The sequence below is a fragment of the Aquisalimonas sp. genome, assembly GCF_007120195.1.
Lineage (GTDB): Bacteria > Pseudomonadota > Gammaproteobacteria > Nitrococcales > Aquisalimonadaceae > Aquisalimonas.
The window spans coordinates 22,069-45,722 of sequence record NZ_SKOG01000211.1; the positions used below are offsets into that span (position 1 = coordinate 22,069).

The following is a 23,654-nucleotide window of genomic DNA, read 5'->3' on the forward strand; positions in this document are numbered from 1 at the left end:
TTCGGTTACAGGACACTAGAGGGTTCCCTTCGTCGAGGGGGTCGTGTCGGTCATGCGTGCATCGGGCTCTATGGCCATCCGCAGTGCCCGCCCGGTCGCCTTGAATACCGTCTCAATGACATGATGCGTGTTCACGCCCCGAATCGAGTCCACGTGCAGGGTGACAAAGGCGTGATTGACAAACCCCTGAAAGAACTCCCGCACGAGCTCCACATCGAAACCGCCGACGGTATCCCGCGGATAGCGCACGTGGAACGTCAGCCCGGGCCGCCCTGAAAGGTCGATCACCACCCGCGACAGCGCTTCATCCAGCGGACAATACGCATGGCCGAAGCGGCGAATCCCCTTCTTGTCGCCGACGGCATGACGCAGCGCCTGACCCAGCGCAATACCGACGTCTTCCACCGTGTGGTGGTCGTCGATATGGGTGTCACCATTGGCCTTGATACGCAGATCCAACAATCCGTGCCGAGCCACCTGATCCAGCATATGCTCCAGGAACGGGACGCCAATGTCGATTTCGGCCTGGCCCTGGCCCTCGAGATCCAAGCTCACATGAACCTGGGTCTCCAGGGTCTTGCGCTCGACAGTGGCTTTACGCTCAGCCATAGGTAAGGCGCCTGTTCGCGGTGTGCCGGGGACGGCTGGGCATCATAGCACACGGGATCATCAGCGCGAGGGAGAGGTCTCCAGCCAGAAGGTCACGGGACCGTCGTTGATCAACCAGACTTGCATATGCGCACCGAAACGCCCGGTGGCCACCGGCGCATGCGCCGCCCGCGCGGCCTCCACCAGACTCTCAAACCAATACCGGCCCTCCTCCGGTGCCGCCGCCGGGCCAAACCCGGCACGCGTGCCCTTGCGCGTATCCGCAGCCAGCGTGAACTGGGGCACTAGCAACAAACCGCCGCCGACAGCCTGCACGGAGCGGTTCATGCGACCGTCGGCATCCGGAAATACGCGGTAACCCAACACGCGCTCAAGCAGCCGATCCCGCTCCCGCGCGCCGTCCCCCCGCTGCACCCCAACCAGCACAGCCAGCCCGGTATCTATACGCCCGAGAGTCTCCCCCGCGACCATAACGGACGCTTGCGAGACCCGCTGCAACAGACCGATCACCACAGGCCTCCTGTTCGCTTGGCCCAACGGGCCCCGGGCAGAAGCCCGGGGGAAGCGGGCTCAATGCACGCCGTTGTAAGAAAATGCTTACAAGACGTGTCGGGTTTTGCCGACTTCACCCGGGCCACGGCTGTGGCAAGCTGGACCTGTCAGCTGAACGGCAGGATGCCCGACACACCACGGATGGTAAGGAGATAAAAGCAACAACATGGATTGCGCCAACTGCGACTCAGGGATGAGCGCGGGTTAACGGACTAACCGCGCAGGGCGCCTCAACAAAAATAAGTAGACCTGACAACCGGCACACGGACGGTGCCGGTTGTACTTTTTTCAAGGCGTCATGGCCTGCGGGCTACTTGGCACTGCCTGACCCTTTCCCCCCCGGCTTTCCTGACCCCGTTTGTTGCCCGCCAACACGGGCCAACTCCACCATGGTTTCTTGCGCCCGTTGCGCGGCCTGCTGCCAGGCTTCCATGACCTGCCGGCTCTCCTTCTCCCACTGGCTGGACATTTCGCTCATGTCCATTTTGCGCATACTGCTCAACCATGCATCCCACAACTGCTGCTGGGACTCGGTCCAGCCTTTCATCATCTCCTGCACCTGCTTGCTCCATTGCTCCATGCTTTCCGGGCTTTGCTGCCCGGCCTGCGTGGAGAAGCGCTTCGCCCATTCGTTCTGCGCCTCCAGGGCCTGGCGGACCGCCTTTTCCCATGCCTCCAGATTGGCCTTGTAGCTGGCCCCTGCCCCGCCGGCACCTTCTGGCAGGTTCTCGCTGAACTGCTTGACTGTGGCCAACCAGCTATCCCACATCTTGCGCTGGGTTTCAGTCCAGCTGCTCACCAACTGTTCCATCTGCTTGTTCCAGTCCATTTTGTCCTCCGTTCATTGGTTTATCGGCTCCGCAGCCCCAAGGGCAGCGGAGCCGAGGATAGATGCCCGGCCTTCCGGACACGACAGAGCCGATATACTGGCGTCCATAATTGTAGCAGGGCACTTGAGCCCTGATTCACAAACTCGGGGAGGCCTGTGCAAAGGATCCACCTTATTCGCGGATTACTGCGTCTCGTCAGCTTGCTGCCCCTGCCGGTCGCGCAAGCCATCGGCGCATTGCTCGGCGCGGTTGCCGGCAGCGTTCCGAGCCGGCACCGGCATATTACCGAGGTCAATCTGCGCTTGTGCTTTCCCGCCATGGACGTCCGCGCACGCAGGCGGCTGCTGCGGGCGAGCTTCCGTGAACTGGGTAAACAGGTCATGGAGACCGGGATCGTCTGGTACGCCGGCGACCACCGCCTGCAACGCCTGGTGGTTAATCCCGAGGCCCTGGAAACCATAGCGGCCCGCTGGCCCAGCGACACGGGCCTGCTTCTGGCCGGACCCCATCTGGGCAACTGGGAGCTGGTCAACGTGTTTGTCAGCCGCCGTTTCCGCGTGCACGTGCTATACCGGCCGCCGCGGACAGCTGATCTGGAGCCGCTGCTGGTGGAAGTACGGCAACGCCACGGCTCGCGGGCACTGCCCGCCACCGCGGCAGGGATCCGGCAGTTGTACAAGGCCCTGCGTCAGGGTGAGTTGGTGGGCATCCTGCCCGATCAGACACCACGGGACAGTGGTGACTTCGCGCCGTTTTTCGCCGTGCCGGCCCAAACCATGGGGCTACTCGCGCAAATGGCCCGCAAGACCGGCGCACCGGTTCTGTTTGCATTCATGGAGCGGCTGCCCTGGGGGCGTGGGTTCCGCTTTCATGTCATGCCGGCCCCACCAGGCGTTGACGATCCGGACCCGGTGACGGCAGCCACCGCGGTGAATGCCGGCGTGGAGGCCTGTGTGCGCATGGCGCCGGCGCAATACCAATGGACCTACCGCCGCTTCCGGCCGGCGCCCAACGGTCAACCCAACCCGTACGGGCGGGCGTAGGCCCTGGCGGCAGTGGCTACAGTTTGTCCAGCCGCTTGCGGAAGACTTCCATTTCCTTGGCGGCCTGGAGATCGCCCTTGTCGCGGGCGATGCGGATGCCATCGTCGTACGCCGCCCGCGCCCCGTCGGCGTCACCCGCTGCCGCCAGGGCCTGCCCCAGCGCCTTCCAGGCCGCCGAGTAATCCTCCTGCTGCTCCAGGGCTTGACGCAGGTGCTCGACGGCTTCCTCATGCCGACCCGCCTTGATGCAGCCCTGCCCAAGGGACAGGCGCAACACCGGTGAATCCTGGCCGGACGCCAGCAATTGTTCCAGACGTTCAAGCATGGCAAGCCTCCACGCCCCCCGGCGTGCTGGGTAGGGTTTCGCATAAGGGATGCGGCCGGGCCCAGCGGTTTTCAACCCGCTAGTGCCCTGTAACGCAAGTTCGTTGCATTTTGGGTGACAGGACACTAGCGGCGCCAGAAGGCGGGAGTGAACAACACCAGCAGCGTAAACACCTCCAGGCGGCCCAGCAGCATGGCGAACATCAGCACCCATTTGGCCGGGGCATTGATGCCGCCGAAGTGATCGGACACCTCGCCAAGCCCGGGCCCCAGGTTGGTGATCGTCGCCGCCACGGCGGAAAACGCCGTCACCTGGTCCAGCCCGGTGCCCATGAGCACGAGCATCATGAGGCCGAACAGGGCGATATAGGCTGCGAAAAACCCCCAGACCGCGTTGATTACACGCTCATCCACAGCCCGCCTGCCCATCTTCACCAGCACTTGGGCCTGGGGGTGAATCAGGCGGATCACTTCCCGGTGTCCCTGCTTGAGCAGCAACACAAAGCGCACCACCTTGATGCCCCCGCCCGTGGACATCGCGCAGCCACCAATGAACGCCGCCATCACCAGCAATACCGGCAGAAACAGTGGCCAGGCGGCGAACTCGGCACTCGTAAACCCCGCGGTACTGGCAATGGAGACCGCCTGGAAAATGCCGTGGTGCAGGCTCTCACCCCAGCCACCCTCATGCCGGGTGATCATCAACGTGGCAACGACGACAACGCCCAGTGTGGCCATAATGCCAAGAAACCAGCACACCTCCGTATCCTGCAGGTAATGCCGCAGGGATCGGGTGCGCCAGGCAACGAAATGCATGGCAAAGTTAACCCCGGCAATGAGCATGAACACCACACAGATCATGGAGATCAGCGGGCTCTCGAAATGGCCGATGCTGGCGTCATAGGTGCTATAGCCACCAATCGCCACCGTGGAGAAACTATGGCCGATGGCATCGAATGCATTCATGCCCGCCAGCCAATACGCCAGGGCACAGGCGATGGTAAACCCCAGGTAAATGTACCAGAGGGCCTTGGCGGTTCCGGCGATGCGTGGAGTCAGCTTGGCATCCTTGACCGGGCCGGGAGTCTCGGCGCGGTAGAGCTGCATGCCACCGACACCGAGCATCGGGAGGATGGCGACGGCGAGCACGATGATGCCCATGCCCCCGAGCCACTGAAGCTGCTGGCGATAGAAGCGAATGGAATGGGGCAGGTCATCGATACCCGTCAGCACCGTGGAGCCGGTGGTTGTCAGCCCGGAGAGGCTTTCGAAGGCCGCATCGGTCCAGCCGATGTCCGGATCCACAGACAGCAACAGGGGCAGCCCGCCGGAGGCCCCCAGAACCGTCCAGAACAACACCACCACCAGGAACCCGTCGCGCGTGCGCAGATCATAGCGAGCATGGCGGACCGGCAGCCACGCCAGGGCGCCAGCGGCCAGGATCACGGCAAAGGACGCAAGAAACGGCACCAGCCCCGGATCACCGTAGATGAGCGCCACCACTGCCGGCGGCAGCATGGTGACGCTGAACAGCATCAACAGCAGCCCGACAATTCTCTCCACCGCCGACCAGTGCATCGCCCCAGGCCCTAGATAAAGGTCACGCCGACCTGGAACAGGCGCTCGACGTCCGGGATGCGTCGCTTGTCCACCAGGAAAAGGATGACGTGGTCCTCGGATTCGATCACTTTATCGTGATGTCCCATAATGACTTCGTCGCCCCGCACCAGGCAGCCGATCGTCGTGCCCTGCGGTAGGGGGATATCCTCAATACGCCGCCCCACCACCTTGGAGGTACGCGAGTCGCCGTGGGCGACAGCCTCGATGGCTTCAGCGGCCCCGCGGCGCAGACTGTGCACCATCACGACGTCACCGCGGCGGACGTGGGCGAGCAGCGTGCCGATGGTCGCCTGCTGCGGCGAGATGGCGATGTCGATATCCTCGCTGCCCTGGACCAGATCCACGTAAGCGGGGCGGTTGATCAGGGACATGACCATGCGGGCACCGCGGCGCTTGGCCAGCATACCCGCAAGAATGTTCGCTTCATCGTCATTGGTGAGCGCACAGAAGACATCCGTGTTCTCGATGTTCTCTTCCAGCAGTAACTCCTCGTCAGCCGCATCGCCCAGCAGCACGATGGTGCGATTGAGCTCTTCCGAGATGGCGCGGGCCCGCACGGCGGAGCGCTCGATGAGCTTGACCTGGTAGCGCGTCTCCAGGGCCTGAGCCAGGCGCTTGCCGATATTGCCGCCGCCCGCGAGCATGATGCGCTTGACAGGCCTGTCCACCCGCCGAAGTTCGCTCATCACCGCGCGGATGTTCTTGCGGGCGGCAAGGAAGAAGACTTCGTCGCCCGCCTCGATCACGGTATCCCCCTCCGGGATAATAGGCTGACCTCGCCGGAAGAGCGCCGCCACCCGGGTTTGCACGTGGGGCATGTGCTCGCGCAACGTGCGCAAGGCCTGGCCCACCAACGGGCCGCCATAGTAGGCCCGGACCGCCACCATGCGCACCTTGCCACCGGCAAAATCCAGGACCTGCAGCGCCCCGGGATGCTCGATCAAGCGCTTGACGTACTGCGTCACCAGCTGCTCGGGGCTGATGAGCACGTCGATGGGCAGGGCATCCGGTGAGAACAGTTGGGGGTAGGCGAGGTACTCCGGCGCCCGCACCCGGGCAATGCGGGTAGGCGTGTGGAACAACGTGTAGCCCACCTGGCAGGCAATCATGTTCACCTCGTCACTGTTGGTCACGGCGATCATGAGGTCGGCATCGTCGGCACCGGCGCGCATGAGCACAGGCGGATGGGTGGCCCTGCCGACCACCGTGCGCAGGTCGAGACGGTCCTGGAGATCCTGCAGGTGCTGACTGTCAGTATCCACCAGCGTGACATCATTGGCCTCGCTGGCGAGATTCTGGGCGAGGGTGCTTCCCACCTGGCCAGCGCCGAGAATGATGATTTTCATGGGTGCTGCCTGCCCGGGACGACGGTTGCGTCACCGTAAGGCAACGGGCACCGGATTTGAAGGGCGCGTGCGCCTGGGCGCACCCCGGGCAAGTCATCGCGGGTGCGAGGGACTTGGGACTTGGGGTGCCGGACGCTCGCGGCGTGCACTCAGAAATCGTGGGGATTGATCCCCAACGCCTTGAGCTTTCGATAGAGGTGCGTACGCTCCATGCCGGCGAGCTTGGCCAGCTCCCCGACGCTGCCACCGACCTCGCGCAGCTGATGCCGGAGATACATGCGCTCGAAGTTTTCGCGCGCTTCACGCAACGGCTGGTCGAAGGGCGTAGCCGGGGCCTCCACGCCAGCGCCGGCGCCACTGCCCAGCGCGGCATTGACTTCCTCGGCCGTGATCTCCTCACCCTCCCCGAGAATCAGCAACCGCTGGACCAGATTCTTCAGTTCGCGGACGTTGCCCGACCAAGAATGGTCCCGCAATCGGTTCTGTGCCGCGTCCGAAAACCGCCGCCGGGGCAGTTTTTCGCGGTTGACAAAGCGCTCCAAGTAGAATGCCAGCAACTCCGGGATGTCTTCGGGGTGTTCGCGCAAGGGCGGGATGTGCAGCGGCACCACGTTGAGATGGTAGTAGAGATCCTCGCGGAAGTGCCCGGCCCGCACCTGCGCCTCCAGGTTCGTCCGTGTGGCCGCGAGCACACGCACGTCCACCGCAACCGGCTCTGCGCCACCAACGCGATGGAACTTCTGGCCGGTAAGCGCGCTCAGCAGTCGCACCTGCGCCCCCATATCCAGGTCTGCAACCTCGTCAATGAACAGCGTGCCGTTATTGGCCTGTTCCAGGCGCCCGTAACTCACCCGCCCGTCGCGTTCGCTTCCGAACAGCTCCTGCGCTGCGCTGCTGCCACCGGCGAGCGACCCGGCCGCGACTTCCACGAACGGCCGCCCACTTCGCGGGCTGTTCTGGTGCAGGTAGCGGGCAAAGTTGCGCTTGCCGCAGCCGGCCTCACCCGTGATCAGCACCCAAGTGTTGTGGCCGGCAATCCGGCGGGCCTGGGCGCGCAGCTCCTGCATCACGCGACTTTGGCCCAACGGCTGATCAACGCCGTCGCTCTCCGCGCGCAGGCCGCGAAGCTCCCGCGCCAAGCGATCAGCTTCCAGGGCACGCTCCACCACCACCAGCAGCCTGGCCAACGACAGCGGCTTTTCCAGGAAATCGTAGGCGCCAAGGCGCGTTGCCTCCACGGCCGACTCGACACTGCCGTGGCCGGAGATCATCACCACGGGACAGGGCGGTCCACCGCCCTCCGACCACTCCTTAAGCAATGCGATGCCGTCGGTATCGGGCATCCAAATATCAAGGAGGATCAGGTCCGGACGGCGATGCCGCAGCGCCTGACGGGTGCCGGCCGCATCGGCCGCAACCCGCACCTGATAACCCTCGTCTTCCAGTATCTCCTGGACCAGGCTGCGGATGTCCGGCTCGTCGTCGACAACGAGAATACTTGACGCGATCATTGGCCCCCCTCGGCACTGCGCTCGACGGCAACCAGCTCCGGCATTGGCAGGCGGACGGTGACGCACGCCCCGTCGGCGAGATTCTCTGCCGTGATACTGCCGTTATGCTCCTCGACGATTTTCTTGACAATGGGCATCCCCAGCCCGGTTCCTTTGACCTTGGTCGTCACGTACGGCTCGAAGAGGTGTTCCGCCACGTCGTCACTGAAACCAGGGCCGCGATCCCTGACCTGGATCTCGATCCCATTGAACCGCTCATCCTGCCGATGCACCGTGCTCAGCCGCAGCCGGCAGCGCTCGCCGGCAGACGTCGCCTCGAGGGCATTCTTGATCAGATTATGCAACAACTGACGGATCCGGCCCGCATCCACGAGAATACCCGGTAGCGCTCCATCCAAATCCAGCTCGATGCGGGGGCCGTCGTCGCCGCCGCGGTAAAGATCCGCCACTTGCTGAACGATACCGTTGATATCCCCCATGGCCAGGTCCAGGCGTGGCGGACGGGCGTACTCATTGAACGCATTCACCATGGCCTTCATGGCGTCGACCTGCTGAATAATTGTCTGGGTGGAGCGTTCCAGCACCTCGGCATCCCGCCCCTGCAGGTCAGGCTCGAGTTTGCGACGCAGCCGCTCGGCCGCCAGCTGGATGGGGGTCAAGGGGTTCTTGATCTCGTGGGCCAGGCGCCGTGCCACCTCGCCCCAGGCCGCATCCCGCTGGGCCTGAATGAGCGTGGTCACATCGTCGAAAACTATGACATGGCCGCCGCCACCGTGCGCGGCCGGCAATGTCGCGCCGCTGCAGGTGAGCATCTGCCGGCCCTGCGGCCCAAACAGACTGATCTGTTCACGCCATTCCGCCTCCTGTCCATGCATGCGTCGCGCCACAAGCGCCGCGAAGGGCTCCAGGTGGGGATTCCGTTTAACGACCATGACCAACGGCTTGCCATCATGGGAGCCCAAATTCATTCCGAGAATTTGGTCAGCCGCGCGGTTGCAGGTGCGAATGTTGCCCGCCCTGTCCAGTGCCAGAACCCCGGATGACAAACGCGCCAGCACCGTCTCCAGATAGGCGCGCTGATCTTCCACCTGGGCCTGACTGCGCGTGGCCTCGTCCCGCGCCTGCGCCACGCGCCGGCTCATGTCGTTAAATGAGCGCACCAGAAAACCCAGCTCGTCGTTCCCTGCAGGCGGCAGCTGCCGGCCGTAATCGCCGGCCGCGACGGCAGCCGTGCCTTCGGCCAGGGAGCGAACGGGCTCGACCAGCCGGCGGGCGGCATAGAACGCGGACCACACGGCAAACAGCAGACTGAGCAGGAGCACCAGCGACAGAGTGATGGTGAACGTATTCTTGAGCGGGCGGCTTAGGTAACCCACTTCCTGGTACCGCGCATAGGCGGCTTGCACGCGCTCGGCGAGGTCGTTCACACGCGGCGAAACCGGATACAGCACTTGCAGAATGCGTTGATCGGGCGTGCCGAGCGCGCCCGGAGCAGGGACGAGCACGCGGATATGTAGGCCTTCGTCGTCAATCGGATCAAGACCGACGTAGGGCCGACCCATGCGAACCTGGAGCAGCACGTCATCCTCGGGACGGTGGGGCAGAATAACGGCATCCGGCGCTCTGGCGCTGGTGGCAATGATCCGGCCACTAGACCGCATGGCGGTAATCTCCGCCGCCCCATCCTGGTTGCGCAGGCGCTCCAGCGTGAGCGGCAATAGGCCGTCGGGCACATCTGCGAGGTCCAGCGCCGAGCGTTGGGTGCGGTCGAGGAGTTCCCGCTTGCGCATGTCGAACGACGCCTGGGATAGCCTCAGCGCCTCTTCTACCGCCTGCTGTTCGGTACGCTCGTCAAACCAGGAGTCGATCCCGCGATCGAGGAACTGAACGGAGAAGTAATACACGACCGTCACCGGCACGACGGCCAGCACAACAAACATGGTGACCAGGCGGACGGTCAGGCGGCTACCGGCCTGGCCGCGCCGCCGCTGCGCAATGAGCCGCCAGAGGTTGTAGGCGATGAGAACGACCAGCGCCACAAGGGCCGCGCTGTTGACCATAAGCAGCCAGGGATGGAGGCGGCCGAACAGGTCTGAATGCTGGGTTGCCATGCTGAGCAGATACAGCGAGGCCAGCAGCAGCAGGCACAGCACCACCCGAAAGACCGAACCCGCACGCGGGTGTCTCATCCATCCAACGGCCATGTGTACCACTCACTCGCCAAACGCCATTCCGGAGACACCAGCGCCACAGTTCTCAGGGGGTGTGGCAGGACGTCGGGATTCAGGCGGGCACGCAACTCGAGCTCATACTGCTCCCCGGACTCCAGCTGACCGCCGCCGATCACGCGCTCTCCCACGGTGCTGGCCCAGGCGTCGATCGCAGCATCGCGGCGGAAAAATGTACGACGCTCCCCCGTGTCGTTGTTTAACACCACGTAACGACGACTCAGCGCGTGAAAGCGAAGTTCCCGCTGCATACGGAGATCGGCCAACTCCGCATCCCACCACCACCACCGGGGACGGATGACGCGCACCTGTAGATCCAGCCCCAACGGCACCCCACTCTCCAAGGCGACTTCGGCTTCATCACTGAGACGCACCTGGAAGCGCGCACTCAGGTAAACGCCGGAGTCGTCGTTGCGGATATCAGACTCCGCCAGCACAAATCCTGGCCGCTCGGCCGCGGCCAGGGATGGCGCGAAGCCGGCAAGCGCCATCATGGCGATTAGCAGCAATCGGCCAGCGAAGGCACTGGCTTCCGGCGTGCGTGTGTTCATTGCTTGACGAGGCACGCGTAGTAAAAGCCATCCATCCCGGACTCGCCACTGAGGATCTGGCGGCCGTGATCCGTTGCCTGCCCCCAGGCCGCATCGATCATGCGTACTACTACATCCTCGCGCTCCGCGGCGAAAGGCCGAACCACCTGCTCGTTTTCCATGGGCAGCACGGAACACGTCACGTAAAGCAGCATACCCCCCGGTGCCAATAGGGGCCAGGCCGCCGCAAGCAGGCGCTTCTGCAGGGCTTGCAGGCCATCGAGGTCCGCGGCTTGGCGCAAGAGCTTGATATCGGGGTGGCGTCGGATCACACCGCTCGCCGAGCAAGGGGCGTCCAGCAGGATGCGGTCGTAGGCAACGCCATCCCACCAGTGCCCGGGCTCGGCCGCATCGCCCTGAATCACGCGTGCCGACAGGCCCAGGCGGCGCAGATTCTCGTGCAGGCGCTCGAGGCGCACGGACTCCAGGTCGACGGCGACCAACTCCGCCAGGGCCGGCTGGCACTCCAGGACGTGGGAGCTCTTGCCGCCGGGCGCTGCGCACAGGTCCAGGACGCGCTCACCGGGCTCCGGGGCCAACAGTACCGCGGCCTGCTGGGCGGCGGCGTCCTGCACAGAGACGGCGCCCCCCGCGAAGCCCGGCAGTCGTTCGACGCCAACCGGTTCATCCAGCACGATGGCGTCGGGCGCCAACGGATGGGCATTCGCCCCCACGCCGATACACTGCAGCTCGCCCAGGTACGCCTCCCGAGCGCGTTGCCGTCGATTGACCCGAAGTGTCATCGGTGGGCGCGCGTTATTCGCCTCGATCAACGCCTCCCAGTTCGCCGGCCAAGCCTCACGAAAGCGCGCAAGCAACCAGTCCGGATGCGCATACCGGGCGCTCGGCAGTGCTTGCCACCCGGCTTGCAGCGACGTTCGCTCCCTTAGGCAGCGGCGCAGCACGGCGTTGACAAGGCCTGAAGCCCGTCGGCGCCCCAGAGCCCGGGCCGCGGCAACAGTCTCTGAGACGGCGGCATGCTCGGGAATGCGGGTGTCAAGGCACTGATACAGCCCCACGATGAGCACCGCATGGACATCGCGATCACGGCGCCGCAAGGGTCGCTCCAGCAGCTGGTCGAGCACCCAGCACAGGCGCGGATACCAGCGCAGGGCGCCGTAGGCCAATTCCTGCGCCAGCGCGCGCTCGCCAGGGGCGACCTGCCCGAGCACCGCCGGCAGCGCCGCTGTCAGGGAACGCCCCGTGGCCACGCGCGCCAGCGCCTCGGCGGCCGCCAGCCGGGCCGAGATCGCCTGGACCTGACGCCTGCCACGCGCCATCACTGAAACCGCGTACCCACAGGGATCTGTCGTCCGTTGACGAAGCTGGCAACGGTCAGGGGCCGGCCCCCAGGGGCCTGCAGCTCCAGGATCCTCAACATGCCGTCGCCGCTGGCGACATCGATTCCCGCCGGGTCGACATGCATCACCGTTCCCGGCACCGCATCCACCCGCCCCGGCAAGGCGCGGGCGCGCCAGATGCGCAGGCGTGAACCGTCCCAGCGCGTCTCCGCGACGGGCCACGGATTAAACGCTGCCACCTGGCGCGCCAGGACGGCCGCCCCATGACTCCAGTCCAGGCGCGCCTCGGCCTTGTCCAGTTTCGGCGCATAGGTCACACCGCTAGCGGGTTGCGGCACGGCTGTCAGGCGCCCTTGCAAGAGGGGATCCAGGGACGCCCTCAACAGCTCGGCGCCGAGATCGGCGAGACGGTCATGGAGGGAGCCGCCGGTGTCGTCGGCCACGACAGGGGTCGTGCGGCAGTCGTACACAGGCCCGGTATCAAGACCGGCCTCCATGCGCATCAAGCACACGCCCGTCATTTCATCGCCGGCGAGCAACGCACGCTGAATGGGTGCCGCACCTCGCCACCGGGGGAGCAGTGAGGCATGCAGATTGACGCAACCCCGAGCGGGCAGCTCGAGAATTGGCCGCGGCAGCAACAAGCCGTAGGCGACCACCACCAGTAGATCCGGCGCTGCCTCAACCATCGCCTGCCGATCATCCTCCGAGCGCAACGACTGGGGCTGATGCACCGGGATGCCAGAATCGGTCGCCAGCCGCTTGACCGGCGACTGCCGTGGCTGCCGGCCCCTGCCTGCAGGGCGGTCCGGCTGTGTCCATACCCCCACGACAGCATGCTGGCAATCCAGCAGGGTACGTAGTGCGGGCACAGCGAAATCAGGGGTACCCGCGAAAGCGATTCGGGCCTGTTGCGACATGGAGCGAACTCATGATCGGGCCGGGGCCGCAATGACAAGCCCAGGCGGGGGCGGTGGCGGCGAGACAAATCTGGAGCCGGACAAGGCTGGCGGCTGCGACGGGTACCGGTTACGCAGTCAGCCGCGACTGCTTCGTCAGCTTGCGGTGCGCGCGTTTGCGCTTGAGTTCCGACAGGTGATCCAAGAACAGCTTGCCGTTGAGATGGTCCACCTCGTGCTGTACGCAGATCGCGAGCAAGCCATGGGCTTCGAACTCAAAGGAGGCTCCGTGACGATCCAGTGCACGCACGTGCAGCCACTCGGCCCGTTCCACAGTATCCTGATAGCCCGGCACAGACAGACAGCCCTCCTGGCTGCGTTCAGTACCCTCAGCCTTGAGGATCTCCGGGTTGATCAGCACACGCGGTTCGTTGCGCTCGTCGGAGACATCAATGACGACCACGCGTTCATGGACGTCCACCTGCGTCGCCGCCAGCCCGATGCCCGGCGCGTCGTACATGGTCTCAAGCATGTCGTCGGCCAAAGCGCGGATGCGATCGTCCACGACCTTGACAGGTTGAGCCACAGTTCGCAGCCGCGAGTCCGGATATTGGAGAATATTGAGTTTGGACATGGTTCCGTTGCGCAACGCGAATATTCGGGTTAGCGTTTAAGTCTAGAACCATAAGGGACCCGCAGGCAATCTCGAAACTGACGTTTCGCGCGTGTCTGCGTCTTCGCCGGTCATTGGACAAGGATTACCTCATGCGTATCAGGATGCTCATCGCTCTGTTCTGCGGGCTGTGGCTTGCAGCACCAGTGGTTTTTGCCGACGACGCGTTCCGGGATGACCACCCGCAACGCTACATCGTTCAAACGAATGACACCCTCTGGGACATCTCGGAGCGTTTCCTTGAGAGTCCCTGGTTATGGCCGGAGATCTGGCACGTCAACCCGGACATCGAAAACCCCCACCTGATATACCCTGGCGACGAGATCCGCCTGGTGTACGTCGACGGCGAGCCGCGACTGACCGTTGACCGTGGCATGCGTACCGTGCGCCTGTCTCCAAAGGTGCGGGAGGAAGTGCTGGAGCCGGCGATCAGCACCATTCCGATGGAAGCCATTCGGCCATTCCTCAATCGCAGCCGCGTCCTGGACGACGCTGTTTTTGATTCCGCACCCTACATTCTCGCCGGCGAGGATGAGCGGGTCATGGCGTCGCGGGGCGACTCCATCTACGTGCGCCGACTCCCCAACAACGGTCAGAGGGCATTCGCCATCGTCCGCAAGGCGGATCCGTACACCGACCCGGACACCGGCGAGGTGCTGGGCTATGAGGCGACCTATGTGGGCGATGCACGCATCGTCCAGCATGGTGACCCCGGCACCGCGCGGGTGACGTCCAGTAACCGGGAAATCCTGCCGCGCGACCGCCTGGTGCAAACGCCATCGGACCCCATACGCACCACGTTTCAACCCCGAGCCCCGGACGAGGCAGTGGAGGGGGTGATTATCAACGTCATGGAGGGCGTAACGCAGATCGGCCAGTATGATGTGGTGGTGTTAAACCGTGGCAAACACCACGGCCTTGAGGACGGCCACGTACTGAGCGTCTTTCAGGCAGGCCGCGAGATCCGCGATGACATCGCCGAAGAGACGGTGACGCTGCCGCAAGAGCGCGCCGGCGAACTGATCATCTTCCAGGTCTTCGATAAACTCAGCTTTGGCCTCGTCATGCGCGCCGAACGCGCCATGAATACCCTGGACATGGTGCGCAGTCCCTGAACCCGACGAGTGACACGCAAGCGTGGCTTGCCCTGGCCCGGGTAACCGGCCTGCCGTTTCGCGTCAGCGAGAGGCTCCTGCACACCCACGGCAGCCCTGGTGCGATCCTGGCGGCCGGACCCGGGGCGGTCCGTGCCGCCGGCGGCGGGGCCGCGAGTTCCCAGGCCCTGTCGGCGCCGGACTGGGCCGGTGTCGAACGCGATCTCGCCTGGCTCGAGGCGAGCTGCGATCACCACCTGCTTACCTGGACCGACACCCGTTATCCTGCGCTGTTGCGGGAAATGGACAGCCCACCGCTGTGCCTCTACGTCAACGGCGACCCGGACGTCCTCAACGTGCCGCAGCTCGCCATCGTGGGCAGCCGCAATGCGACGGCCGGAGGCCGGTCCACGGCACGGGAGTTTGCCGAGCACCTGGCCAGCCGCGGGCTGACCATTACCAGCGGGCTGGCCGTGGGGGTGGACGCCGCCGCGCACCAGGGCGCGCTCGATGGCGGCGGCTTCACCGTCGCGGTGACGGCCACGGGCCCGGACCGCGTGTATCCGCCACGCCATCGCTCCCTGGCCCACGCCATCGCCGCCGACGGTGCGGTGGTCACCGAGTTCCCCTGCGGCACTCCGCCCCGCGCCGGGCATTTCCCGCGGCGCAACCGCATCATCAGCGGATTGGCGGCGGGGACCCTGGTGGTGGAGGCCAGCCCGCGGTCTGGGTCGTTGATTACCGCCCGCCTCGCCCTGGAGCAGGGCCGGGAGGTATTTGCCATCCCCGGGTCGATACACAACCCGCTGGCACGCGGCTGCCACCGCTTGATCCGCGACGGAAGCGCCAAACTGGTCGAGCAGGCCGACGAGATCCTCGAGGAGCTCACGGGGCGGCTGCAGCTGCCCCGTGAGCCAGCAACCGGCACAGGCAACGGCACGGAGCCACAACAGTTGCAGCTTGATCCGGAGCATGAAGCCGTGCTGAATGCACTGGGCTACGATCCGGTGCCGCTGGAAACCGTGCTACAGCGCACCGGATTGACGCCCGATGTGGTTTCCTCCATCCTCCTGCTACTGGAATTGTCTGGTCGAATTACGGCGATGCCCGGTGGTCGCTATGCCCGGGCGGGAAGAGATCGATGAAAGAAAACGTGTTCGACGTCCTGATGTACCTGTTCGAGAACTACTTTTACGACGACGAACCGCAACCGGATCGCGACTGTCTCGAAGGCGAGCTCTTCGAAGCAGGCTTTCACCCGGGGGAGGTGCGCCGCGCGTTTGCCTGGCTGGAAGACCTTGCGAACTCCCGGGACATGGCCGGCGGCACCGCGCTGAATGGAAGCCGCTCCGTGCGTTTGTTTACCGAACGGGAGAGCACCAAGCTCGACCAGGAATGCCGGGGATTTATGCTCTTCCTGGAACAAATCGGTGTCCTCACACCGGTGAGCCGGGAAGTGATGATTGATCGCCTCATGGCGCTGGACGACGAGGACGTGGACCTGGATCAGGTCAAGTGGGTCACCCTGATGGTTCTGTTCAACCAACCTGGCCAGGAAGAAGCTTACGCGTGGATGGAGAACTACCTGTTTGATAACCCCATGCACCTGATTCACTAGAGTCGGTTGCCGGGGGCGTTGAGGGGGCTCGGGTACGCAACGTTCACGCGAGCCACCCTGGATCGCGGGATCCAACGACCATCCTGACATCGAGCACCCTGCACCGCGGGGTTTTATTTTGCCATGAGCATGTATCTAGTCATCGTCGAATCACCGGCGAAAGCGAAGACGATCAAGAAGTACCTGGGCAAGGAATTCCGGGTCATGGCCTCATATGGCCATGTTCGGGACTTGGTGCCCAAGGAGGGCGCCGTGGATCCTGCCCGGGACTTCGCCATGCAGTATTCGGTGATCGACCGGAACAAGAAGCATGTTGACGCCATCGCCAAGGCACTGAAAGACGCCGACGCCCTCTATCTGGCGACGGATCCGGACCGCGAAGGCGAAGCCATCTCCTGGCATTTGTATGAGCTGCTGCGCGAAAAGGGGCTGCTCAAGGACAAGCCCGTGCGTCGGGTGGTGTTCCACGAGATCACCGAGCGCGCCATCCAGGAGGCGATCGAACACTCCCGCGATCTGTCCATGGATCTGGTAAACGCCCAGCAGGCCCGCCGCGCGCTGGATTACCTCGTGGGCTTCAACCTCTCGCCCCTATTGTGGCGCAAGATCCACAGCGGGCTGTCCGCAGGTCGGGTACAGTCTCCAGCGCTGCGGATGATCGTCGAGCGCGAGGAAGAAATCGAGGCCTTCGAGCCCCGGGAATACTGGACCATTGAGTCGGACCTGAAACAGGCGGAACAGCCGTTCCAGGCCAAGCTGACCCACTTCCAGGGCGAGAAGCTCGAGCAGTTCACCATCAATAACGAGGACCGGGCCACCGAGGTCGAGCAGGCCCTGAACGAAGCGGCCCGGACCCTTCTCTCTGCCGAGGACGGGAGCGTGTTGGACCCTGCGAGCCAGGGCGGGCTCCAGGTCAGGAAGGTGGAACGCAAGCAGCGCCGGCGTAACCCGGCCGCGCCATTCACCACCTCCACGCTGCAGCAGGAAGCCTCGCGCAAGCTGGGATTCGGCGCTCAGCGCACGATGCGCGTCGCCCAGCAGCTCTACGAGGGCATCGATACCGGCAGCGGCGCCATTGGTCTGATCACCTACATGCGTACGGACTCCGTCGCCCTCGCCCAGGAAGCGGTTCAGGAGATGCGCGGCGTGATCGCGGAGCGCTTCGGCAAGGACAAGGTCCCTGCGAGCCCGCAGGTTTACCGGACCAAAGCGAAGAACGCGCAGGAGGCGCACGAGGCGGTTCGCCCCACATCGGCCACTCGACATCCCGATGAGCTGAAAGGCCAGTTGACAGATGACCAGCAGCGCCTCTACGAGCTGATCTGGAAACGCGCCCTGGCCTCCCAGATGATTCACGCCACCATCAACACCGTGGCAGTGGACCTGGACTGCGGCGAAGGCAACATCTTCCGCGCCACGGGCTCCACCGTTGCGGACCCCGGCTTCATGGCCGTCTATCAGGAGGGCGTCGACGACGCTCAGGCGGAGAGCGGTGACCGCCTGCTGCCCGCCATGAAAGAAGGCGATATCGTCGATCTGGTCAAGATTCGCCCGGAGCAGCATTTCACCGAACCGCCGCCGCGCTACAGCGAAGCCAGCCTGGTGCGCACGCTGGAGGAGTACGGCATCGGACGGCCATCCACCTATGCCAATATTATCTCCACGCTGCTGAACCGCGAGTACGTGGAGCTGGAGAACCGCCGCTTCCAGCCCACGGCCATCGGCCGGGTGGTGAACAAATTCCTGACGGAGCATTTCACCCAGTACGTGGATTACGATTTCACCGCGCGGCTGGAGGACGACCTGGACGAAATCTCCCTGGGTCACAAGGAATGGGTGCCACTGCTGCGGGATTTTTGGGAGCCCTTCAGCGCCCGCGTGGAAGAGAAAAAGGACATCTCCCGCGAACAGGTGGTCCAGGCGCGGGAACTGGGAATGGACCCGGAGACCGGCAAACCCGTCCAGGTGCGGGTCGGCCGTTACGGTCCATTCGTCCAGATGGGGACAAAGGACGACGAGGAAAAGCCCCGTTTCGCCGGCCTGCGGCCCGGCCAGAAGATGGACAGCTTGACCCTTGACGAAGCGCTCGCCCTGTTCCAGCTGCCCCGAAACCTGGGCGAGACCGAGGAAGGCGAGGACATCCAGGCCAACATCGGGCGCTTCGGCCCCTATGTGCGGTACGGCAACAAGTTTGTCTCCCTGCGCGACGACGACCCATACACCATCACGCCGGAGCGCGCGCGCGAGGTGATTGCCGAAAAGAAACGCGAGGACGCCAACCGCACCATCAACGAGTTTGAAGGCGGCGTCCGTGTGCTGCATGGCCGCTACGGCCCGTATGTCACGGATGGCAAAAAGAACGCCAAAATTCCCAAGGATGTCGAACCGGAGACGCTGGATCTGGCAGCGTGCCAAGAGCTGCTTGCCAAGGCTCCGGAGCGCAAGGCGCGGCGCAAGGGGGCATCCAGCAAGACGTCCTCCACCAAAGGATCGTCCCGGAAGCGCACAGCGAAGAACTGACATGGATTTACGCCTGCTGTCTGCCGTGCGCGCTCTCAAGGGCGGGGGCATCATCGCCTACCCCACCGAGGCCGTCTATGGCCTGGGCTGCGATCCGCTGGACCGGCGGGCCGTGAATCGTTTACGCCGGGTCAAGGGGCGAGCGCAGGGCAAGGGGCTGATCCTGCTGGCGGGCTGCATCGACACCGTGTTGCCCTATCTCGCCGCATCGCCGGCCCAACTGGATCGGGCACTGGCCACCTGGCCGGGCCCGATCACCTGGGTGCTACCCTGCCGCGCGGACGTCCCCGTCTGGCTCACCGGGGGGCGTCGCACCCTGGCCGTGCGTGTCACCGCGCACGCCCTGGCCGCGCGTTTGAGCCAAGCCTTCGGTGATGCGCTGGTGTCCACCAGCGCCAACCGCCGGGGCGCGCCGCCCGCGCGCACGGCGAGCCAGGCGCGCTGGCGCCTGGGCGGCTCGATTGATCTGGTGGTGCCCGGAAGCACGGGAGGTCAGGAGCGGCCCACAGAAATCCGTGATGGCGCCAGTGGCGGGATACTGCGCCCTTAGCCGCCTCCTGTCTGACGGGCCGCGATAGCATCGGAATCCACCTATGACCAAGCCCGATCCGGAAGCCGTTAAGACCTACCTACTGGGGCGCCAGGAGGCCCTGTGCCGGCTGCTGGAAACAGAGGACGGCGACGGGCGCTTTCATGAAGACGCGTGGGAGCGCGCTGAGGGAGGCGCGGGCCGCTCGCGCGTCCTGCGCGGGGGCGCCGTCTTCGAGCAGGCCGGCATCAATTTCTCCCATGTCCACGGTGACAGCCTGCCCGAGGCCGCCTCCGAGCGCCGGCCGGAACTCGCCGGCCGGCGCTTCCAGGCGATGGGCGTCTCCCTGGTGGTCCACCCCCACAATCCTTATGTACCCACAGCCCACGCCAATGTCCGCTTCTTCATAGCCGAGCGTGCTGATGCACCGCCGGTATGGTGGTTTGGCGGCGGCTTCGACCTCACCCCCTATTACGGGTTCGACGACGATTGCCGCCACTGGCACGCGGTCGCGCGCCAAGCCTGCGCGCCGTTCGGCGACGACATCTATCGCCGCTACAAGCGCTGGTGCGACGACTATTTCCACCTGCCGCACCGCGGCGAGCAGCGCGGCATCGGTGGCCTGTTCTTCGACGACCTGAACGACTGGGGGTTTGAGCAGTGCTTCGCCTTCATGCGTTCGGTGGCCGACCACTTCCACTGTGCCTATGTGCCCATTGTGCAGCGCCGGCGGGCCATGCCATGGGGCGCCCGGGAACGGCAGTTCCAGCTATATCGGCGCGGTCGCTATGTGGAATTCAACCTGCTGTTCGACCGCGGAACCAAGTTCGGCGTCCAGTCAGGCGGCCGCACCGAGTCCATCCTCATGTCCCTGCCACCGCTGGCCCGATGGCAGTATGGGTATACACCGGAACCGGGATCAGCGGAAGAGCGCCTCACCAGCCGTTATCTGACGCCGGTAGACTGGTTGAGCGACGCTTAAGGAAAAGCCCCGCGCCACCGCATCGAGCACACTTGCCCCTCAAGGCAGGTGACTACAGGCTCGAGAGGTGCGTCATGGTGGGCCCTGAAAAGGTGACAGCGCTGCACGTCGTGGAACCAACCCTGGTGATCCGGCACCTGATGGGCAGCGCTGAATCGGCCCAGGACCGCATCGGCGCGCGCCATCGCCGGATCGTTCAGTTGTACTGCACGGGCTGGTGCAACGGCAAACCTTTCGCCTGCCTGATCCGCGACCCGGAACACGACCCAGTCACGACTCCATTCGGCAACGACACGGCTGCGCTGTCAGCAACGGAGCTGCGCATCATCCGCCTGAAAGCCATGCGCCAGGCGCCCACGGCCATTTGGCATCATCCCTATCCGCTCGAAACCCGCGATGACTACGCGACCCAGGAGACAACCCTGGTGCGCCATCTCGCCAACCACGCCGACGAGGCGGGATGGACCAGAGCACGCCCCGACGAACAGGCCCGCCCCCCGCGGGCGTCAGCCAACGCACCCGTACGTGGGCCGCTGCGCCAGACGGATTTCTGCCCTCGCCCGCCGGTGCTTGATGACACGGCGGCACAACCGGTCTGGGCACCCGACCCCGATGCCCCGCCCAACCATATCCGCGTCTTCCCAGGGTGGATCGACTACCGCGGTCAACGCTATATGGTCACGGGCCGTGAAGGCCAGGACCATCCGGGCGAGCGTTTGACCATGGAATACCGAACCGCAGCGGGCACGGCTGCACGCACCTTGTGGCTGAACGACACGGGGCGGATCGTCACCCGCGCGACGTCTGGCCGCCAGTAGACTGACACCCTGGTAATCCCCGCGCGAGTCGCAGCCGTCAAACAGGAACTCCCAGGCGCGCATTGAGTCTGTTGTGAGGGTATGCTCAATTTGGTCTACCCTTAGAGAAGCAACAACCAACCTTGGAGCAACCTAAAAGGAGTCACCATGACCAAGCCAACCGATACCGGTCGCCGCAGATTCCTCAAGACCGGGGCGATGGCCGTGGCGGCACTGCCGCTCAGCACGCTGATCCATCAGCGCAGTGTCAAGGCGATGCCCCAGGCCGAGGATGGCCACGCCCTCGATTACGTCAACGATGCGGCTGACGCTGCTGATCACCCCGAGTACGAGGAAGGGCAGTACTGCCATAACTGCGCTTTTTGGGCCGGCGCGGAGGATAACGGCTGGGGACAATGCCATCACCCCGAGTTCGCCGACGTGCTCGTGAATGAAGACGGCTGGTGCAGCGTCTGGGCCGGATAGCCGGATTGTCGGCCTGCCCGAAGGCAGAATGCCAGCCCTCCGCAGGAGGGCTGATTTGTTCCAGCCCGGCCAACCCCTCTTCACCGCCGTGAGCTGCCACACGTTGGGCCAACTCCCGCAGATCCTTGTGCTCGCTGGCAGGTTATACGTGCCGGGGGGCCCTTTATTTTGTACATCCAGGAGCACCCCATGCGTCGACAACTGTTCGCGATTCTTCTCGTCACGCTACTGGCATCGGGCTGCGCCGGCGCGGACTTCACGATACCGGGGTCCGAACAAGACGGCAGCGTCGAACAGGTCGACAGCGCCGAACAGGACGAAGGGCGTGTTGCAGGCGCGCTTCGCGAGGCCTTGCGGGTGGGCACCGAACGCACCGTCGAGCGCACGGCGCGCGAGGACGGGTACCTGGGCAATGCCCGTATCCGCATCGAGCTGCCGGACGAGTTACAGTCCGCCGCGACCCGACTGCGCGCAGCCGGATTGGGCTCGCAGGTGGACGAGTTGGAGCGGACGATGAACCGGGCTGCAGAGTCTGCGGCGCAGGAGGCGGCCTCGGTGTTCGCCGATGCGATCCGTAATATGCGACCGGCCGACGTGTACGCGGTTCTCAACGGGGAAGACGCCGCCGCAACCGCCTATCTTCGCGAGCACTCAGAGTCGGAGCTGCGGCAACGCTACCAACCGGTAATCCAGGGCCACATGGAGCAAACCGGCGTTTACCGCGTCTATCAACCGCTGCGTAACACGTACAACCAGCTGCCGCTGCTCGGCGAACTCGACCTCGATCTGGAACGCTACGTCACGGACAGGGCCCTGGACGGGCTGTTCACGGTGCTTGCCGAGGAGGAGGCGCGCATCCGTGAGGATCCGCGGGCAAGGACCAGCGAGTTACTGCGCGATGTCTTCGGGGGCCAATAGCCCGCCAGTGACACGACAAGGAGGGCTTTCATGCGCCATCTGAGCGGCATTTTTCTCAAGGGACTTGCTGCCGTCCTGCCGGTATTCGTTACCATCTATCTGATCATCTGGATTGCCCGCACAGCGGAAAACGTCCTGGGCGGCATCATCGGCTTTCTCCTGCCGCAGAGCTGGTATATGCCGGGGCTGGGCGTCCTGCTCGGCATAGGCCTCGTTTTCGCAGTCGGTGTGCTGCTGCAGGCGTACCTGATCCGCCGGCTATTCCAGATCGCCGAGACCATTGTGCACCGCATCCCACTCATCAAGACGGTGTATTCCGCCGTCCAGGACCTGATGGCGTTCATCTCCCGCGGCAATCAGCAACAGGCGTCTCAGGTGGTCATGGTCCGCCTGCCCTTCGGCGAGACCTCCGCGCGGCTGCTGGGTTTTGTGACACGGCAAGACTGGGCGGGCCTGCCGGAGAACATGGGGGGTTCGGATCAAGTTGCGGTGTACATGCCCATGAGCTACCAGGTTGGCGGCTACACGCTCATTCTGCCAAGAGCTCAACTGGAGCCGGTTGAGCTGGGGATCGACGAGGCGATGCGGTTCGCCCTCACCGCCGGCATGTCCACCCAGGCGACGCGTGGCGCATCGCAACACAAGGCGACAGAGTCAGTGCGTGCCCCCACGGCGTAAAATGCTGCCTGGTTAGGCGCCCGCCGGGCTTCTATGCTGAAACGTGTATCGAGATACCACTGACTTGCGCTGCGATCACGCGCGGGACAACCCTCGGCTCTGCGCGTTCGCGAGAATAGCCGCGCCCAATCCGCCTCGACGGCTCCATTGCTCGCATGGCGATGGACACGGTGCGGCCCCCTCGGCGAGGGCCGCACTGGCCGCGGGCCGCAGGGCATAACCAATAAGGTAGATCCATGGCTGAGAAACCCGACGATATCGATCCCCAGGAGACAGGTGAATGGCTCGAGGCCTTGGAGGCGGTCATTGAGCTGGAGGGCCCGGAGCGGGCGCATTTTTTGCTGGAGACGCTGGTGGACAAGGCGCGCCGGCGGGGTGGTTACATTCCGTTCAAGGCGACGACGGCGTATTTGAACACCATCCCGGCGCAGATGCAGGCGCGCTCGCCGGGGGATCACGCGCTGGAGTGGCGGCTTCGCTCGATCATTCGCTGGAACGCGATGGCG

At 64.6% G+C, this 23,654-nt stretch carries 23 protein-coding genes and 1 pseudogene; 12 read left to right on the plus strand and 12 right to left on the minus strand.

Annotated elements, in window-relative coordinates; all coding sequences use genetic code 11:
- Window positions 1-15: 15 nt before the first annotated feature.
- The 3 genes from hisB to QZT63_RS15030 form a co-directional block, all read right to left on the minus strand.
- The gene (gene hisB, locus QZT63_RS15020) at window positions 16-609 is read right to left on the minus strand and encodes an imidazoleglycerol-phosphate dehydratase HisB (RefSeq protein ID WP_290652307.1); all 594 of its coding nucleotides are present in this window, start codon (window positions 607-609) and stop codon (window positions 16-18) included.
- A 60-nt stretch (window positions 610-669) separates the two neighbouring features.
- Window positions 670-1,119, minus strand: coding sequence for a D-aminoacyl-tRNA deacylase (gene dtd / locus QZT63_RS15025; protein WP_290652308.1), 450 nt, complete (start codon window positions 1,117-1,119; stop codon window positions 670-672).
- Window positions 1,120-1,471: 352 nt separating this feature from the next.
- Window positions 1,472-1,990, minus strand: coding sequence for a hypothetical protein (locus tag QZT63_RS15030; RefSeq protein ID WP_290652309.1), 519 nt, complete (start codon window positions 1,988-1,990; stop codon window positions 1,472-1,474).
- Window positions 1,991-2,146: 156 nt separating this feature from the next.
- Between QZT63_RS15030 and QZT63_RS15035 the strand changes: the two genes are divergently transcribed.
- Window positions 2,147-3,034: a lysophospholipid acyltransferase family protein gene (locus tag QZT63_RS15035; RefSeq protein WP_290652310.1), complete on the plus strand. Its 888-nt coding sequence runs from the start codon at window positions 2,147-2,149 to the stop codon at window positions 3,032-3,034.
- A gap of 16 nt (window positions 3,035-3,050) precedes the next feature.
- Here the strand turns inward: QZT63_RS15035 and QZT63_RS15040 are convergent, their stop codons facing one another.
- The 9 genes from QZT63_RS15040 to def all read right to left on the minus strand — a co-directional run bounded on the left by QZT63_RS15040 (window position 3,051) and on the right by def (window position 13,487).
- The gene (locus tag QZT63_RS15040) at window positions 3,051-3,359 is read right to left on the minus strand and encodes a tetratricopeptide repeat protein (RefSeq protein ID WP_290652311.1); all 309 of its coding nucleotides are present in this window, start codon (window positions 3,357-3,359) and stop codon (window positions 3,051-3,053) included.
- 125 nt (window positions 3,360-3,484) lie between these two features.
- On the minus strand, window positions 3,485-4,936 hold the full coding sequence (locus tag QZT63_RS15045; RefSeq protein WP_290652312.1) for a TrkH family potassium uptake protein: 1,452 nt from the start codon (window positions 4,934-4,936) through the stop codon (window positions 3,485-3,487).
- A gap of 11 nt (window positions 4,937-4,947) precedes the next feature.
- Window positions 4,948-6,324: a Trk system potassium transporter TrkA gene (gene trkA, locus QZT63_RS15050; protein WP_290652313.1), complete on the minus strand. Its 1,377-nt coding sequence runs from the start codon at window positions 6,322-6,324 to the stop codon at window positions 4,948-4,950.
- 149 nt (window positions 6,325-6,473) lie between these two features.
- Window positions 6,474-7,835, minus strand: a complete 1,362-nt coding sequence (locus QZT63_RS15055) for a sigma-54 dependent transcriptional regulator (RefSeq protein ID WP_290652314.1) — start codon at window positions 7,833-7,835, stop codon at window positions 6,474-6,476.
- Entirely contained in the window at window positions 7,832-10,024 is a 2,193-nt protein-coding gene (locus QZT63_RS15060) for an ATP-binding protein (protein ID WP_290652315.1), read from the minus strand. The genes QZT63_RS15055 and QZT63_RS15060 overlap by 4 nt, the downstream gene beginning before the upstream one ends.
- Window positions 10,021-10,614, minus strand: a complete 594-nt coding sequence (locus QZT63_RS15065; protein WP_290652316.1) for a DUF4390 domain-containing protein — start codon at window positions 10,612-10,614, stop codon at window positions 10,021-10,023. The genes QZT63_RS15060 and QZT63_RS15065 overlap by 4 nt, the downstream gene beginning before the upstream one ends.
- Window positions 10,611-11,933, minus strand: a complete 1,323-nt coding sequence (gene rsmB, locus QZT63_RS15070; RefSeq protein WP_290652317.1) for a 16S rRNA (cytosine(967)-C(5))-methyltransferase RsmB — start codon at window positions 11,931-11,933, stop codon at window positions 10,611-10,613. The genes QZT63_RS15065 and rsmB overlap by 4 nt, the downstream gene beginning before the upstream one ends.
- On the minus strand, window positions 11,933-12,874 hold the full coding sequence (gene fmt, locus QZT63_RS15075; RefSeq protein ID WP_290652318.1) for a methionyl-tRNA formyltransferase: 942 nt from the start codon (window positions 12,872-12,874) through the stop codon (window positions 11,933-11,935). Before fmt ends, rsmB begins: the two co-directional genes overlap by 1 nt.
- Window positions 12,875-12,983: 109 nt before the next feature.
- Window positions 12,984-13,487, minus strand: a complete 504-nt coding sequence (def, locus tag QZT63_RS15080; RefSeq protein WP_290652319.1) for a peptide deformylase — start codon at window positions 13,485-13,487, stop codon at window positions 12,984-12,986.
- Window positions 13,488-13,618: 131 nt separating this feature from the next.
- Between def and QZT63_RS15085 the strand changes: the two genes are divergently transcribed.
- The 11 genes and pseudogenes from QZT63_RS15085 to aceE form a co-directional block, all read left to right on the plus strand.
- Window positions 13,619-14,641 (plus strand): LysM peptidoglycan-binding domain-containing protein, encoded by a 1,023-nt coding sequence (locus tag QZT63_RS15085; RefSeq protein ID WP_290652320.1) that lies wholly within the window; start codon window positions 13,619-13,621, stop codon window positions 14,639-14,641.
- A 236-nt stretch (window positions 14,642-14,877) separates the two neighbouring features.
- A complete protein-coding gene (dprA, locus tag QZT63_RS15090) occupies window positions 14,878-15,765 on the plus strand; it encodes a DNA-processing protein DprA (protein ID WP_366637239.1) in 888 nt (295 codons plus the stop codon).
- Window positions 15,762-16,238, plus strand: a complete 477-nt coding sequence (locus QZT63_RS15095; RefSeq protein ID WP_290652321.1) for a DUF494 domain-containing protein — start codon at window positions 15,762-15,764, stop codon at window positions 16,236-16,238. Before dprA ends, QZT63_RS15095 begins: the two co-directional genes overlap by 4 nt.
- Before the next feature lie 123 nt (window positions 16,239-16,361).
- Window positions 16,362-18,758 carry a DNA topoisomerase I gene (locus tag QZT63_RS15100; protein WP_290652322.1) on the plus strand — a complete coding sequence of 799 codons (2,397 nt, stop codon included), beginning with the start codon at window positions 16,362-16,364 and terminating at the stop codon, window positions 18,756-18,758.
- 1 nt (window position 18,759) lies between these two features.
- Window positions 18,760-19,308: a Sua5/YciO/YrdC/YwlC family protein gene (locus QZT63_RS15105; protein WP_290652323.1), complete on the plus strand. Its 549-nt coding sequence runs from the start codon at window positions 18,760-18,762 to the stop codon at window positions 19,306-19,308.
- Window positions 19,309-19,351: 43 nt separating this feature from the next.
- Window positions 19,352-20,269, plus strand: a complete 918-nt coding sequence (gene hemF / locus QZT63_RS15110) for an oxygen-dependent coproporphyrinogen oxidase (protein WP_290652324.1) — start codon at window positions 19,352-19,354, stop codon at window positions 20,267-20,269.
- 74 nt (window positions 20,270-20,343) lie between these two features.
- A complete protein-coding gene (locus QZT63_RS15115) occupies window positions 20,344-21,087 on the plus strand; it encodes a hypothetical protein (RefSeq protein WP_290652325.1) in 744 nt (247 codons plus the stop codon).
- A 147-nt stretch (window positions 21,088-21,234) separates the two neighbouring features.
- Entirely contained in the window at window positions 21,235-21,552 is a 318-nt protein-coding gene (locus QZT63_RS15120) for a high-potential iron-sulfur protein (protein ID WP_290652326.1), read from the plus strand.
- A gap of 189 nt (window positions 21,553-21,741) precedes the next feature.
- Window positions 21,742-22,470, plus strand: a complete 729-nt coding sequence (locus QZT63_RS15125) for a DUF4197 domain-containing protein (protein WP_290652327.1) — start codon at window positions 21,742-21,744, stop codon at window positions 22,468-22,470.
- Window positions 22,471-22,500: 30 nt separating this feature from the next.
- On the plus strand, window positions 22,501-23,148 hold the full coding sequence (locus QZT63_RS15130) for a DUF502 domain-containing protein (RefSeq protein WP_290652328.1): 648 nt from the start codon (window positions 22,501-22,503) through the stop codon (window positions 23,146-23,148).
- A 236-nt stretch (window positions 23,149-23,384) separates the two neighbouring features.
- Window positions 23,385-23,654 (plus strand): annotated as a pseudogene (gene aceE / locus QZT63_RS15135) (pyruvate dehydrogenase (acetyl-transferring), homodimeric type); the annotation flags it as partial.

Coding starts and splice junctions, on each gene's coding strand:
- hisB (WP_290652307.1), bottom strand. CDS start 609: ATGGCTGAGCGTAAAGCCACTGTCGAGCGCAAGACCCTGGAGACCCAG.
- QZT63_RS15030 (WP_290652309.1), bottom strand. CDS start 1,990: ATGGACTGGAACAAGCAGATGGAACAGTTGGTGAGCAGCTGGACTGAA.
- QZT63_RS15040 (WP_290652311.1), bottom strand. CDS start 3,359: ATGCTTGAACGTCTGGAACAATTGCTGGCGTCCGGCCAGGATTCACCG.
- QZT63_RS15045 (WP_290652312.1), bottom strand. CDS start 4,936: ATGCACTGGTCGGCGGTGGAGAGAATTGTCGGGCTGCTGTTGATGCTG.
- trkA (WP_290652313.1), bottom strand. CDS start 6,324: ATGAAAATCATCATTCTCGGCGCTGGCCAGGTGGGAAGCACCCTCGCC.
- QZT63_RS15055 (WP_290652314.1), bottom strand. CDS start 7,835: ATGATCGCGTCAAGTATTCTCGTTGTCGACGACGAGCCGGACATCCGC.
- QZT63_RS15060 (WP_290652315.1), bottom strand. CDS start 10,024: ATGAGACACCCGCGTGCGGGTTCGGTCTTTCGGGTGGTGCTGTGCCTG.
- QZT63_RS15065 (WP_290652316.1), bottom strand. CDS start 10,614: ATGAACACACGCACGCCGGAAGCCAGTGCCTTCGCTGGCCGATTGCTG.
- rsmB (WP_290652317.1), bottom strand. CDS start 11,933: ATGGCGCGTGGCAGGCGTCAGGTCCAGGCGATCTCGGCCCGGCTGGCG.
- fmt (WP_290652318.1), bottom strand. CDS start 12,874: ATGTCGCAACAGGCCCGAATCGCTTTCGCGGGTACCCCTGATTTCGCT.
- def (WP_290652319.1), bottom strand. CDS start 13,487: ATGTCCAAACTCAATATTCTCCAATATCCGGACTCGCGGCTGCGAACT.
- QZT63_RS15085 (WP_290652320.1), top strand. CDS start 13,619: ATGCGTATCAGGATGCTCATCGCTCTGTTCTGCGGGCTGTGGCTTGCA.
- QZT63_RS15095 (WP_290652321.1), top strand. CDS start 15,762: ATGAAAGAAAACGTGTTCGACGTCCTGATGTACCTGTTCGAGAACTAC.
- QZT63_RS15100 (WP_290652322.1), top strand. CDS start 16,362: ATGAGCATGTATCTAGTCATCGTCGAATCACCGGCGAAAGCGAAGACG.
- QZT63_RS15105 (WP_290652323.1), top strand. CDS start 18,760: ATGGATTTACGCCTGCTGTCTGCCGTGCGCGCTCTCAAGGGCGGGGGC.
- hemF (WP_290652324.1), top strand. CDS start 19,352: ATGACCAAGCCCGATCCGGAAGCCGTTAAGACCTACCTACTGGGGCGC.
- QZT63_RS15115 (WP_290652325.1), top strand. CDS start 20,344: ATGGTGGGCCCTGAAAAGGTGACAGCGCTGCACGTCGTGGAACCAACC.
- QZT63_RS15120 (WP_290652326.1), top strand. CDS start 21,235: ATGACCAAGCCAACCGATACCGGTCGCCGCAGATTCCTCAAGACCGGG.
- QZT63_RS15125 (WP_290652327.1), top strand. CDS start 21,742: ATGCGTCGACAACTGTTCGCGATTCTTCTCGTCACGCTACTGGCATCG.
- QZT63_RS15130 (WP_290652328.1), top strand. CDS start 22,501: ATGCGCCATCTGAGCGGCATTTTTCTCAAGGGACTTGCTGCCGTCCTG.